General features: G+C 68.3%; 11 protein-coding genes. 7 read left to right on the plus strand and 4 right to left on the minus strand.

Going from position 1 to position 12,947, the window contains the following annotated elements; all coding sequences use genetic code 11:
- Positions 1–52 precede the first annotated feature (52 nt).
- A complete protein-coding gene (locus QE363_RS01990; RefSeq protein WP_309691344.1) occupies positions 53–586 on the minus strand; it encodes a histidine phosphatase family protein in 534 nt (177 codons plus the stop codon).
- Positions 583–3,318 (minus strand): ATP-dependent DNA helicase, encoded by a 2,736-nt coding sequence (locus QE363_RS01995; RefSeq protein WP_309691346.1) that lies wholly within the window; start codon positions 3,316–3,318, stop codon positions 583–585. Before QE363_RS01995 ends, QE363_RS01990 begins: the two co-directional genes overlap by 4 nt.
- A gap of 306 nt (positions 3,319–3,624) precedes the next feature.
- Here QE363_RS01995 and QE363_RS02000 point away from each other — a divergent pair, with 306 nt between their 5' ends.
- Positions 3,625–5,199: a lysine--tRNA ligase gene (locus QE363_RS02000; protein WP_309691348.1), complete on the plus strand. Its 1,575-nt coding sequence runs from the start codon at positions 3,625–3,627 to the stop codon at positions 5,197–5,199.
- Positions 5,200–5,240: 41 nt separating this feature from the next.
- Here QE363_RS02000 and QE363_RS02005 read toward each other — a convergent pair whose 3' ends face one another.
- On the minus strand, positions 5,241–5,942 hold the full coding sequence (locus tag QE363_RS02005; RefSeq protein ID WP_309691349.1) for a dienelactone hydrolase family protein: 702 nt from the start codon (positions 5,940–5,942) through the stop codon (positions 5,241–5,243).
- Positions 5,943–6,014: 72 nt separating this feature from the next.
- On the opposite strand from QE363_RS02005, the gene QE363_RS02010 reads away from it, so the two are divergent.
- The 6 genes from QE363_RS02010 (at position 6,015) to QE363_RS02035 (ending at position 11,750) form a co-directional block, all read left to right on the plus strand.
- Positions 6,015–6,239 carry a DUF6489 family protein gene (locus QE363_RS02010; RefSeq protein ID WP_306997208.1) on the plus strand — a complete coding sequence of 75 codons (225 nt, stop codon included), beginning with the start codon at positions 6,015–6,017 and terminating at the stop codon, positions 6,237–6,239.
- Between the two features lie 4 nt (positions 6,240–6,243).
- Positions 6,244–7,530 carry a tRNA uridine-5-carboxymethylaminomethyl(34) synthesis GTPase MnmE gene (gene mnmE, locus QE363_RS02015; protein ID WP_309691354.1) on the plus strand — a complete coding sequence of 429 codons (1,287 nt, stop codon included), beginning with the start codon at positions 6,244–6,246 and terminating at the stop codon, positions 7,528–7,530.
- A 68-nt stretch (positions 7,531–7,598) separates the two neighbouring features.
- Positions 7,599–9,434: a tRNA uridine-5-carboxymethylaminomethyl(34) synthesis enzyme MnmG gene (gene mnmG, locus QE363_RS02020; protein WP_309691356.1), complete on the plus strand. Its 1,836-nt coding sequence runs from the start codon at positions 7,599–7,601 to the stop codon at positions 9,432–9,434.
- Positions 9,431–10,045, plus strand: coding sequence for a 16S rRNA (guanine(527)-N(7))-methyltransferase RsmG (gene rsmG, locus QE363_RS02025; RefSeq protein WP_309691358.1), 615 nt, complete (start codon positions 9,431–9,433; stop codon positions 10,043–10,045). The genes mnmG and rsmG overlap by 4 nt, the downstream gene beginning before the upstream one ends.
- Positions 10,042–10,833 carry a ParA family protein gene (locus tag QE363_RS02030; RefSeq protein ID WP_307101824.1) on the plus strand — a complete coding sequence of 264 codons (792 nt, stop codon included), beginning with the start codon at positions 10,042–10,044 and terminating at the stop codon, positions 10,831–10,833. Before rsmG ends, QE363_RS02030 begins: the two co-directional genes overlap by 4 nt.
- Positions 10,830–11,750, plus strand: a complete 921-nt coding sequence (locus tag QE363_RS02035; protein ID WP_309691362.1) for a ParB/RepB/Spo0J family partition protein — start codon at positions 10,830–10,832, stop codon at positions 11,748–11,750. Before QE363_RS02030 ends, QE363_RS02035 begins: the two co-directional genes overlap by 4 nt.
- 148 nt (positions 11,751–11,898) lie before the next feature.
- On the opposite strand, the gene holA is transcribed toward QE363_RS02035, so the two are convergent.
- Complete coding sequence (gene holA / locus QE363_RS02040) at positions 11,899–12,918, minus strand: DNA polymerase III subunit delta (RefSeq protein WP_309691364.1); 1,020 nt, start codon at positions 12,916–12,918, stop codon at positions 11,899–11,901.
- Positions 12,919–12,947: the final 29 nt, after the last annotated feature.

Below are 12,947 nucleotides of genomic sequence, written 5' to 3' on the forward strand. Positions count from 1 at the left end.
GTTTTTCGGGTCATTTTCCGACAGATTGGCCCACAGCCTATCAGGGGACAGGTCAGGGTGTATCGGGCCCCAGCGTCGGGTCCAGGTCGCGCGGGCGGATAAAGGCGATCAGGGTCGCGCTGTGTGAAGCGGCATCTGCCCAGCGGGTGATCGGCAGGGTCAGCTGCGCGACGGTGGCGGTGGGATATTTCTCCTCGACCCGTTCGCGCAACTCGCCATCGCAGGTCAGGTCGAGGACCAGATCCTCCAGCCCGGGATTATGCCCGACCATCAGGACATGGTCGCAGGCGTCGGGCAGCGCATGGACCTGATCGAGCAGGCTGGCCGAGGAGGCGAGGTAGAGCGCCTTGTCCCAGACCGGCGCCAGCTTGCGGCCATAACCGCTCCACACTTCGTCCAGTGTCTCGATCACGCGGACGGCGGGCGAGGCGAGGATATGGTCGAAGGCCATGTCGAGCGATTTCAGATGGCGTCCCATCATCGCCGCCGCGCGCCGCCCCTTGGCGTTGAGCGGCCGGTCGAAGTCGCGGGCGACGGGATCGTCCCAGCTCGATTTGGCATGGCGAAGCAGCGTCAGCGTCTTCATCGGATCGGATTCTCCGTCGCGGCGGCCAGCGGGGTTTCGACCGATCCATGCCCGATCCCGGCGTCGGAGGAAAGCCGGGCCGCGACCCGCGCGACCGCCTCGTCGAGCGTGACGCGCGCAATCGCCACGCCCGGCGGAAAGGCGTCGAGCAGGCGCGACGGCATGGCGGCGGACAGCAGCACGAAGGCACCACGATCGTCGGCGCGGCGGATCAACCGGCCGAACGCCTGGGCCAGTCGCGCGCGGACGATACGGTCGTCATAGGCGCTGCCGCCCCCCGCCAGCTTGCGTGCGGCATGAAGCACGGTCGGCTTGGGCCAGGGTACGCCCTCCATCACCACCAGCCGCAGCGAGGCGCCGGGCACGTCCACCCCGTCGCGCAGCGCATCGGTGCCGAGCAGCGACGCCGACGGATCGTCGCGAAAGATATCCACCAGCGTCCCCGTGTCGATCGGATCGACATGCTGCGCGTGCAGCGCCAGCCCCTCGCGCGCCAGCCGGTCGGCGATCCGGCCATGCACGCCGCGCAACCGTCGGATCGCGGTGAACAGCCCCAGCGTACCCCCGCGCGACGCCGCGATCAGCCGGGCATAGGCATTGGCCAGTTGGGGAATGTCGCCGCGCTTGACGTCGGTGACGATCAGCACCTCGGCCCGGCTCGGATAATCGAACGGGCTGGGGGCGACGAAATGGGCGGGGCCACGCGCCAGATGCGGCGCGCCGGTCCGCGCCTCCGCCACGTCCCAGTCGCCGCCCGCGCGCAGGGTCGCCGAGGTGACGAGCGCGCCATGCGCGGGCTTCAGCACGATTTCGGCAAAGGGGCGGGTGGGGTCGAGCCAGTGACGGTGTAGCCCGATATCATATTCGCGCCCCTCGACCCGGTCGACCGCCAGCCAGTCGACAAAGTCGGGATCGGCAGGGCCGCCGATCCGCGCGAGTAGCGACAGCCAGGCGGCGACCGTCTCGGCGCGCCAGGCGATCGACGCGATCGCGCCCTCGACCCGCGCGCGCGCCTGACCGTCGAGCCAGTCGGGCGCTTCCTGCAACACCGCCTCCAGCCGCTGGCCCAGCGTCACCAGCGGGCGCAGCAGCGCGTCGAGCGCGTGCGCGGCGGGACCGGCGGTATCGATCAGCTCGGGGGAAGGGTCGGCGAGTTCGGTCTCCAGGCCATAGCCCGCATCGCCGGTTTGCTCGGCGCGCGCAAAGGCCAGCCCCCGCACCGCCGCCAACAGCGTCTCGATCGGACCGAAGGGCTGGCCCTCCGCCAGTCGGCCGAGCCAGCCTTCGCTCGCTAGCGCCTGCGCGGCCTGCACCGCATCGCCGATCGCGCGATTGCCGCCCTCGTCATAGCTGGCGACATCGGACAGCCGCGCCGCCAGACCGCGCCGCCGCCCGCGCGACCCGGCCTCGGGGCCCAGGATCCAGCGGCGCAGCTCGATCGTCTCCGATCCGGTCAGCGCGGTGGCGAACATCGAGTCGGCCGCGTCGAACAGGTGATGGCCCTCGTCGAAGACATAGCGGGTCGGTCGCGTCTGCGTCTCGCGCCCGCGCGCGGCGTTGACCATCACCAGCGCATGGTTGGCGATGACGATATCCGCCTGCACCGAGGCGCGCGCCGCCCGTTCGATGAAGCATTTCCGATAATGCGGGCAGCCCGCATAGACGCACTCGCCACGCCGATCGGTCAGCGCGGCCGATCCGTTGCGCCGGAACAGGGTGGTCAGCCAGCCGGGCAGGTCGCCGCCGACCATATCGCCATCGCCGGTATAGGCGGCCCAGCGTGCGACCAATTGCGCCAGTACCGCCGCGCGTCCCGCAAACCCGCCCTGAAGCGCGTCCTCCAGATTGAGCAGGCAGAGATAATTCTCCCGCCCCTTGCGCGTGACCACCCGTTCCTTGCGCAGCACCGCGTCGGGGAAGATGCGCGCGGTCTCGCCGCTCAGCTGGCGTTGCAGTGCCTTGGTATAGGTCGAGATCCACACCGCACCGCCCGCCCGCTCGGCCCAGAGGCTGGCGGGGGCGAGATAGCCCAGCGTCTTGCCGATGCCGGTCCCCGCTTCGGCCAGGACCATGTTGGGTGTGTCGCGGACCGCGCGCGGTGCGAAGGCGGCGGTGACCGCGGCGGCATAGGCGCGTTGGCCCGGCCGCTCCTCGGCCCCGTCGCCGGTCAGCCGGACCAGCCGCTCCTCCGAATCCTGCGGCGGCAGGTCGATGGTGCGCGGGGCTGGGCGGGGGGCATCCTCTTCCCATTCGGGCAGCGCGCTGAACAGCCAGCGTTCGTTGCGCTCGGGCCGGGTCAGGCGCGGACCGATCAGCGGCGCCCACGGCCAGCGGAGTCGCGCCAGACTTTGCGCGGCGGTCCAGGCGCCCTCGCGCTCGGGCCAGGCGCCGTCGGGCATGGCGAGCAACGTCTCGGTCGCGCGGAGGAGGAAGGCCGCGACGTCGGCATCGCTTTCCGGAGGCGCGAGTCCGCAGGCACGGGCAAGGCCATGCGGGGTCGGGACCGCGAATTGGGCGGGGCGCAGGAATGCGAACAGCTCGAGGATGTCGAGCCCCGACAATTCGGCATAGCCCAGCCGCTGCCCGATCAACGGTGCGTTGAGGAGGATCACCGGGGTTTCCGACGCCAGCCCGATCGCCTCGCCGCGCGAGACGGCGCGGGTCTGTCCGCCGGTGGAAATCCACACACCGCTATGGCTGGCGTGAAGAGCGGGGTGGGGAAGCGCGGTCACGATGATGATTTGGGGGAGTGGGAACAGGTTGGCAACGGGGAATGGGATTGGAATCGTTCAGGCCAACAGGTTTGCTGTCCGACCCTCCCAGCAGGGCACCCATTCATGGCGCGCATAACGCTGCAACAACGCACGCCCCTCCCGCAAGCGCGAGGGGATGGGGGAGGGAAGGCCAAACAGGACCACCCGATCTGTTCCACGTGGAACAACCCGCAATGTGGATAACTCTGTGGGCAAAGCGCGGATAGCCGGTGGAAATTGCAAAATACGTTGTGAATTGCCCCCCGGCTTGCCAGAGGCAAAATCATGACAGACGAACTTCGCTCCACCGCTCTCGAGTCCAAGGCCTGGCCCTATGAGGAGGCCCGCAAGCTCCTCAAACGCTATCCCGACGGCAAACCGGGCGGCGAGCCGATCCTGTTCGAAACCGGCTATGGCCCCTCGGGGCTCCCGCATATCGGGACGTTCAACGAAGTGCTGCGCACCACCATGGTCCGCAACGCCTTCCACGCGCTGTCGGACCAGAAGACCCGGCTGATCGCCTTTTCGGACGATATGGACGGGTTGCGCAAGGTGCCCGACAATGTCCCCAACCAGGAGATGCTGCGCGAGCATCTCGGCAAGCCGCTGACCCAGGTGCCCGATCCGTTCGAGACGTTCGACAGCTTCGCCGCGCACAACAATGCGATGCTGCGCCAGTTTCTCGACCGCTACGGCTTCGATTACGAGTTCGCCTCCTCGACCGACTATTACACCTCGGGCCGGTTCGACGACGCGCTGCGGCTGGTTCTCAAGCATTTCCAGGGCATCCAGGATGTGATGCTCCCGACCCTGCGCGCCGAGCGCCGTGCCACCTATTCGCCGGTCCTGCCGATCAGCCCCAAGTCGGGGATCGTCCTTCAGGTGCCGATCGAGGTCGTGGACGCCGAGGCGGGCCTGATCGCGTTCGAGGATGAGGGCGAGCGGATCGTCCAGTCGGCGCTGGGCGGCCTGTCCAAGCTGCAATGGAAGGTCGACTGGGCGATGCGCTGGGTCGCGCTGGGCGTGGATTACGAGATGGCGGGCAAGGACCTGATCGACTCGGTCACCCAGTCGTCCAAGATCGCGCGTGTGCTCGGCGGCCGTCCGCCCGAAGGCTTCAACTATGAGATGTTCCTCGACGAACATGGCGAGAAGATCTCCAAGTCCAAGGGCAATGGCCTGAGCCTCGACCAGTGGCTGACCTATGGGCCGGAGGAGAGCCTGGCCTTCTTCGCCTATCGCGAGCCCAAAAAGGCCAAGCAGCTGCACATGGGCGTCATCCCGCGCGCGGTGGACGAATATTGGCAGTTCCGGGTCAACTATCCCAACCAGTCGCTCAAGGAGCAGCTGGGCAATCCGGTGCATCACATCCATGACGGCAAGCTGCCGCAGGGTGAGCTGCCGGTGACGTTCGGCCTGCTGCTCAATCTGGTCGGCGTGATGGGCGAGGCGACCAAGGAGCAGGTCTGGGGCTATCTCGCCAATTATGTGCCGGAAGCCTCGGCCGCGAAATATCCCGAGCTGGACCGGCTGATCGACCATGCGCTGGCCTATGCGCGTGACTTCGTCGCCCCGACGCTCCAGCGCCGCGCGCCCGAGCCGCATGAGGCCGAGGCGCTGCGCCAGCTCGACGCACAGCTGGCCGCGCTTCCCGAGGGGGCGAGTGCCGAGGATATCCAGAACATCGTCTATGAGATCGGCAAGACCGACGCCTTCCCGTCGCTGCGCGACTGGTTCAAGGCGCTGTACGAGACGCTGCTGGGATCGGCGCAGGGGCCACGCATGGGCAGCTTCATCGCGCTCTACGGTGTGGACAACAGCCGCAAACTGATCGCCGAGGCGCTCGCCAAGGCGGCGTAAAAGGGAAGGGGGGGTGCCGACCGGCTCCCCCCTTTTTCATATCAGCGGAGATGCTCCGCAAAGAACGCCATGGTGCGTTCGTCCGCCAGCCTGGCCGACTCCTCCGAGCGGCGCTGGCCGAATTCGGCGGCAAAGCCGTGATCCTCGCCGGGATAGTCGTACAGCGTCACCTTGGGGTGATCGTCCAGCCCCGCGTGCATCCGCTTCTGGGCGTCCTTGTCGACGAAATGATCCTCCTCCGGAATGTGGAGCAGCACCGGCTTGGCGATCGCATGCTTCTCGCCGAGCAGCCCGTCGATGCCGACGCCATAATAGCCGACACTGGCATCCACATCGGTCCGCGCCGCGGTCATGAAGGCCAGCCGTCCGCCCAGGCAATAGCCGACCACGCCGACCTTGAAGTCCGCGCCATGTTCGTCGCGGATCGCCTTGATCGTCGCCTCGATATCGCGAATGCCGCCATCCTGGTCGAACTGTCCCATCAGGTCGAGCGCCTGCTGCATCTCGTCGGGGACGTCGGGATCGAGTTCGATGCCCGGCGCGATCTTATGGAAGAGATCGGGCGCGACGGCCAGATAGCCCGCCTCGGCCAGCGTATCGCATTTGCGGCGGATGCCCGCATTGATGCCGAAGATTTCCTGGATGACGATGATCGCCGCGCTCGGCTGTCCCTGCGGCTCGGCGTGATAGGCGTTGAACTGGCCGTCGCCGTGGTCGGCGGCGATGGTCTTGGTCCCGGTCATGTCTACTGGTCTCCTGTGGTCCACGCGATCATAACGCCTTATGCCCAGCTTGGTCGCGATGGAGAATGGCGCATGAAAGTGAATGTGGAAATCGACTGCACGCCCGAAGAAGCACGGCGTGCGATGGGCCTGCCCGACCTGACGCCGATTCACGAGCGCTATGTCCAGATGATGCTCGACACGATGCAATCGGGGGTGAAGCCCGAAATGGTCGAGGCGATGATGCGCAGCTGGGCCCCGATGGGCGAGGCGGGCATGGCGATGTGGCGGCGCATGTTCGAGGGGCAGAAGGGCTGATCCGGTGAGCGACACGATCTTCGCCGTATCGAGCGGGCAGCCCCCGGCCGCCATCGCGGTGATCCGGGTCAGCGGCCCGGCGGCGTTCGCGACGGCCGAGCGGCTGGGCGGGCGTCTGCCCGCACCGCGTCGGGCGGGGCTGCGGACCCTGCGCGACGGGGCGGGGGCGGTGCTGGACTCGGCGCTGATGCTCTGTTTCCCTGGCCCCGCGACGGCGACCGGCGAGGATCTGGTCGAGCTGCATTGCCATGGCGGCCGCGCAGTGGTGGCGGCGGTCGAGGCGGCGCTGGCGACATCACCCGGCGTCCGCCGGGCTGAGCCGGGCGAGTTTACCCGCCGCGCCCTGCTCAACGGCCGGATCGATCTGGCCGAGGCGGAGGGGCTGGCCGATCTGCTCGAAGCCCAGACCGAGCGACAGCGACGGGCCGCGATCGGCGCGGTCGAGGGACGGGTGAGCCAGGCGCTGCGCGGCTGGATGGACCGGCTCTCCGCTCTGTCCGCCGGGATCGAGGCGATGCTCGATTTCGCCGAGGAGGATGACGTGCCGCTCGACGCCGCCATGGTGGCGCGGATCAGGAGCGACATGACGGCGCTGGCCGCCACGATGCTGGCGGCGGTCGACCAGCCGCCGGTCGACCGGCTGCATGACGGTATCCGGGTGGTGCTGGCGGGGCCGCCCAATAGCGGCAAGTCGACCCTGCTCAACCTGCTGGTCGAACGCGAGGCGGCGATCGTCTCGCCGATTGCGGGGACGACGCGCGACCGGATCGAGGCGAGCGTGCTGCGCGGCGGCATCGCCTATGTGCTGACCGACACGGCGGGGCTGGCCGAGGATACCGACGATGTGATCGAGGCGATCGGCGTCACGCGCGCGCAGGAGGCGATCGAGCAGGCCGACATCCTGCTATGGATGGCCGATGCTCCACCGCCGCGCGACGATGCGATCTGGCTGCACGCGCGCGCCGATCTGCCGGGGCGCGAGGCTTTGCCCGAGGGGCGGGTGTTGGCGGTGCGGCGGGACGATGCGGCGACGGTGGCCATGGTCTGGGACGCGATTGCGGCGCATGCGGCGACTCTGCTCCCGCGCGAGGATGCGCTGAGTTTCAAGCGGCACCAGCAGGATCAATGCCGCCGTGCGGCACAGGCGCTGCTCACCGCGCAGGGCGATGACGTGCTGTTGATCGCCGAGGAACTGCGGGTGGCGCGGCAAGCGCTGGCGGCGGTGCTGGGGGTCAGCGCGACCGAGACGATGCTCGACGCCCTGTTCGGACGCTTCTGCCTGGGCAAGTGATGTTCCACGTGGAACGTTTTGCCACGGATCGCTTTGACGCTGCGCGCCGCTTGCGATAGGGCGGGGGCATGTTTGATGTCGTAGTGATCGGTGGCGGTCACGCGGGAACCGAGGCCGCCGCAGCGGCCGCGCGCCGGGGCGCGCAGACGGCCCTTTTGTCCTTCGATCGTCATGGCCTGGGTGCCATGTCCTGCAATCCGGCGATCGGCGGATTGGGGAAGGGCCATATCGTGCGCGAGGTCGACGCCTTTGACGGGTTGATCGGTCGCGCGGCGGATCAGGGCGCGATCCACTATCGCATGCTCAACCGGAGCAAGGGGACGGCCGTGCAAGGCCCTCGCGTCCAGGCCGACCGGCGGCGCTATGCCGGGGCGATCCAGGCAATGCTGGCGGCCCAACCCGGCCTGACGATCGTCGAGGGCGAGGCCGAGGCGCTGGTGCTGGACGGCGACCGGGTGGCCGGTGTGCAGCTGGCCGACGGCTCGGTGCTGGCCTGTCGCGCGGTGGTGCTGGCGACCGGGACCTTCCTGGGCGGACGGCTTTTCCGGGGCGAGGAGCGGCATATGGGCGGCCGTATCGGCGAGCGTGCGGCGACCCGCATGGCCGAACAGCTGCGTGGCCTGGGCCTGCCGATGGCGCGGATGAAGACCGGCACGCCGCCGCGTCTGGACGGGCGCAGCATCGATTGGGCCCGGCTGGACGAGCAGCCGTCCGACACCGATCCCTGGACCATGTCGCCGATGACGGCGGTACGGCCGCTGCCGCAGATCGCTTGCGCGATCACCCGGACGACCGAAGAGACCCATGCGATCATCGCGGCGGCCTTTCACCGCTCGCCGCTGTTCACCGGCGCGATCGAGGCGAACGGCCCGCGCTATTGCCCGTCGATCGAGGACAAGATCAAGCGCTTCGCCGACCGCGACAGCCATCAGATCTTCTTGGAGCCGGAGGGGCTGGATGATCCGATCGTCTATCCCAACGGCCTGTCAACCTCGCTGCCGACAGATGTGCAGGCGGCGATGATCGCCTCCATGCCGGGGCTGGAGCGCGCAGTCATCACGCTGCCCGGCTATGCGGTGGAATATGACCATATCGATCCGCGCGCGCTCGATGCGCGGCTGGCGCTAGGGGCGCTTCCCGGCGTGTTCTGTGCGGGACAGATCAATGGCACGACGGGGTATGAGGAAGCGGCGGGGCAGGGGCTGATCGCCGGGCTCAACGCGGCGGCGCTCGCCTGTGAACTGAGCCCCGTCATCCTCGACCGCGCCTCCAGCTATCTGGGCGTGATGATCGACGATCTGGTGTTGCAGGGCGTGACCGAACCCTATCGCATGCTGACCGCGCGCGCTGAATATCGGCTGTCGCTGCGGGCCGACAATGCCGAGACGCGGTTGGGGGATATCGCCGAGACGGCGGGATGCCTGTCGCCCGAGCGGCTGGCGCATCGGCAGCGGCGGCAGGCGCAGCAGGCGACCCTGCGCGACCGTTTGGCGGTCATCCGCACCGCCTCAGATCTGGCGCGCAGTGGGGCGGCGATCGCGCAAGACGGCGCCCGCCGATCCGCCTATGAATGGCTGCGCTTCGACGGCGTCACGCTGGCGCATGTCGCGCCCGATGCGGCCGAGGGGTGTGACCCGGCCGTCGTGGCCGAGACGCTCGAGGATGCGCGCTATGCGCCTTATGTCGAGCGCCAAGCCGAAGAGGTCGCGCGGCTTCGCGCCGACGAGCAGATCCTGTTGCCCGCCACGATCGACTATGCGGCCATCCCCGGTCTGTCGCAGGAGATGATCGACCGGCTGGGTCTGGCGCGTCCCGCGACGCTGGCCGCCGCGTCGCGCATTCGCGGCATCACTCCCGCCGCCTTGTCGGCGGTTCTTCTCCACGCACGAAAGATGGCGGCATGACCGAAGACCAGGCCCGCGACTGGGTCGTCGCGCGTTTAGGGGCGGAAGCCGCCGACCGGATCGACCACTTCCTCAATCTGGTGGTTGTGGAAAACGATCAGCAGAATCTCATCGCCCCCTCGACCATCTCCACCATCTGGTCGCGGCACGCGCTCGACTCGGTACAGCTGATTCCGCTGGCGGATCGGCCTGATGGGCAATGGGTCGATATCGGCACGGGGGGTGGCTTTCCCGGTATGGTCGTGGCGCTGGCCTGGCCAGGCAAGGTCGCGCTGGTCGAGCCCCGCAAGCGCCGCGCCGACTTCCTGCGCGACTGTGCCGAGACGCTGGGGATTGCCGACCGGGTCAGCGTCTATGCCTCCAAGATCGAGGCGGTGGAGATCAAGGCGGATATTATTTCTGCTCGCGCCGTGGCGACAGTCGAAAATCTTTTGCGCGCAGCCGCCCATTGCGGCAAACAGGATACGCGGTGGCTGCTCCCGCGCGGCCGCCTGGACGAGCGCGAAATCAAGACCCTCAAGCGGCAATGGCGCTTCGTGTTTCACGTGGAACATAGCATCACCTCGGCGGATTCGTCGATCGTGATCCTCGACCGAGTAGGGCCCCGATGATCTGCGTTGCCATCGCGAACCAGAAGGGTGGGGTGGGCAAGACCACCAGCGCCATCAATTTAGCGACCGCGCTGGCCGCGACCGGGCTACATGTCCTGCTGATCGACCTCGATCCGCAAGGCAATGCCTCGACGGGGCTGGGCATTCCCAACAGCCAGCGCATGTTCTCCAGCTATCACGTCCTGCTGGGGGAAGCGCGGATCGACGATGCGGTCGTCCATACCCAGGTGCCGCGCCTCGACGTCGTGCCCGCGACGGTCGACTTGTCGGGGGCCGAGCTGGAGCTGGTCGATTATGAGAATCGCACCCATCGGCTCGATCATGCGATGCGCCGCTCGCAGGGCAATTGGGACATCGTGTTGGTCGACTGCCCGCCCTCGCTGGGGCTGCTGACGATCAATGCGATGGTGGCGTCCGATTCGCTGTTCGTGCCGCTGCAATGTGAGTTCTTCGCGCTGGAGGGCCTGTCGCAGCTTTTGACCACGGTCGAGCGGATACGCGCGCGGTTCAATCCGGGGCTGGCGATCCTGGGCGTGGCTTTGACGATGTTCGACCGGCGCAACCGGCTGACCGATCAGGTGTCGGCGGATGTGCGCGCGGTTTTGGGAGGTGTGGTGTTCGATACGGTGATTCCGCGCAACGTCCGGCTGTCGGAGGCGCCCAGCCATGGACTTCCTGCGTTGATCTATGACCATCGCTGCGTCGGCAGCCAGGCCTATATCGCGCTGGCCCGCGAACTGATCGCGCGCCTGCCGCTGACCACCCAGCCGGGAGCGGCCGCGGCATGAGCACGGAAACCGCCAAGCGCCCGCGTCCCGGCCTGGGGCGCGGACTGGGGGCGTTGCTCGGTGACATTGCGCGCGAGACGCCGATCCAGCCGGGCGACCAGCAGATCCCCGGTGGCGTGCGGATGCTGCCCGTGGGGGCCTTGTCGCCGCATCCCGACCAGCCGCGTCGCCATTTCGAGGAAGCCGCGCTCGACGAACTCGCCGCCTCGATCGCGGCGCGCGGGCTGATCCAGCCGATCGTCGTGCGTCCGCATGGCAAGGATTACCAGATCGTCGCGGGCGAGCGCCGCTGGCGCGCGGCGCAGCGTGCCCGGCTGCACGAGGTGCCCGTCGTCGTCCGCGACTTTGACGACGCCCAGACGCTCGAAATCGCGCTGATCGAGAATATCCAGCGCCAGGACCTCAACGCGATCGAAGAGGCGCAGGCCTATCAACGGCTGGCAGGCGAGTTCGGCCATACCCAGGAAGCGCTGGCCAAGATCGTCCACAAGTCGCGCAGCCATGTCGCGAACCTGCTGCGCCTGCTCGAACTGCCCGAATCGGTGCAGAAGCAGGTCGTTACCGGCGCCCTGTCGATGGGCCATGCCCGCGCGCTGCTGGGGGCGGAGGATGTCGAGGCGCTGGCCGATCAGGTGATCGGACGCGCGCTGAGCGTGCGCGAGACCGAAAAGCTGACCCGCGAGGCCAAGGGCGGCGGGCGCAAGCCGGCGGCGGAGTCGGACAAATCGGGTCCGCGCGGCAACGGGATGGATGCGGCGGATGCGGATATCGCGGCGCTGGAGGGCCAGCTCGCCGATCTGCTGGGCCTGTCGGTGCGGATCGCGCATGGCGAGAAGGGCGGCACGCTGACCCTCAGCTATTCGACGCTCGATCAGCTCGACATGGTATGCCAGCGCCTGACCGGTGAGGGTATTTGAAAGGGGGACGCTGGTCTGTTCCGCAGACAGGCGCAACTCGCTTTTAATTTCTGAATGGGCGTGGGCCTCGCTTCGCTCAGCCTGAACGGATGTTGGTAAAGATCCGGAGGCCCCGTTCAGGCTGAGCGAAGACGAAGACCAAGGGCGATCACCCCCGCCGGGCAATGCCCTGTGCGATGATCGTCGCCTCGGCCTCCGCCAGCACGGCACCGGCATTGCCCGGCGCCATCACCGCCCGCTCCGCCGCGCGAATCCGCGCCAGTGCGCGCGCCAGCATCGCCGGGGTCCAGCGGCGCAACGCCTTGGCGGTGCGGGCCTCGTCGCGAAAGAAGACGCGGTGGCGCTTCATCACCGCGTCGACCGGCTCGCCCTTGTCGATATCGGCGCGCATTTCGGCCAGCGCGACCAGGCGGCGGGCCAGCGCGCGCAGCCAGGGGATGGGGGAGGCGCCACCTTCATCCAACAAGGCCAGTTCGCCGCCCAGATCGGCGACGCGGCCCTCGACCACCGCTTCGACCGCATCGCCCATCTCGACCTCGCCCAGATCGGCGCCGATGGCGTCCAGCGCGCCATGGTCGATCTCGCGCGGGCGATCGGGGGCGGCGTCGGCATAGAGGGCGAGTTTCTCCAGCTCGCGGGTCATGACCGAGCGATCGGCTGCGGCGGCATCGACCAGCCGCGCCGCCACGCCCGCCGCCAGCCGTAGCCCCATTTCGCCCGCCATGGTCGCTGCCAGCCGCTCGGCATCCGCCGCCGTGGGGGCGTAACAGCCAAAGGCCATGGCGCGCGGCGATTCCAGCGCCAGCTTGACGATCTTGGCGGTCGTCTTGACCGATGGGGCGATGGCGACGACCGGATTGCCCGCCGATTCCGCTTCGAGCAGCGCGGTGAACGCCGCCAGCCCTTCCTCGCCGACACTGGCGATACGGATATGCCGGGGCCCGCCGAACAGCGACAGCGCGGCGGCTTCGTCGGTCAGGCGGGCGGGATCGCTCTTGAGCGTCGCCGAATCGAGATCGATCCGCTCGGCATCGCGCCCCATCGCATTGGCCAGCAACCGGGCCAGTTCGGCGGCCCCCGCCTCGTCCGGCCCGTGCAACAGATAGAGGCGGATGTCGGGCGAGGGGCGGCCCAGCGCCTGGCGAATCTGGTTGGCGCTGGCTTTCAAGAGAGGGGGGCCTTCACAGCAGTCGCGCC

This window comes from Sphingomonas sp. SORGH_AS_0870 (assembly GCF_031453175.1).
In the GTDB taxonomy this organism is placed as follows: domain Bacteria; phylum Pseudomonadota; class Alphaproteobacteria; order Sphingomonadales; family Sphingomonadaceae; genus Sphingomonas.

Coding starts and splice junctions, on each gene's coding strand:
- QE363_RS01990 (WP_309691344.1), bottom strand. CDS start 586: ATGAAGACGCTGACGCTGCTTCGCCATGCCAAATCGAGCTGGGACGAT.
- QE363_RS02000 (WP_309691348.1), top strand. CDS start 3,625: ATGACAGACGAACTTCGCTCCACCGCTCTCGAGTCCAAGGCCTGGCCC.
- QE363_RS02005 (WP_309691349.1), bottom strand. CDS start 5,942: ATGACCGGGACCAAGACCATCGCCGCCGACCACGGCGACGGCCAGTTC.
- QE363_RS02010 (WP_306997208.1), top strand. CDS start 6,015: ATGAAAGTGAATGTGGAAATCGACTGCACGCCCGAAGAAGCACGGCGT.
- mnmG (WP_309691356.1), top strand. CDS start 7,599: ATGTTTGATGTCGTAGTGATCGGTGGCGGTCACGCGGGAACCGAGGCC.
- rsmG (WP_309691358.1), top strand. CDS start 9,431: ATGACCGAAGACCAGGCCCGCGACTGGGTCGTCGCGCGTTTAGGGGCG.
- QE363_RS02030 (WP_307101824.1), top strand. CDS start 10,042: ATGATCTGCGTTGCCATCGCGAACCAGAAGGGTGGGGTGGGCAAGACC.
- QE363_RS02035 (WP_309691362.1), top strand. CDS start 10,830: ATGAGCACGGAAACCGCCAAGCGCCCGCGTCCCGGCCTGGGGCGCGGA.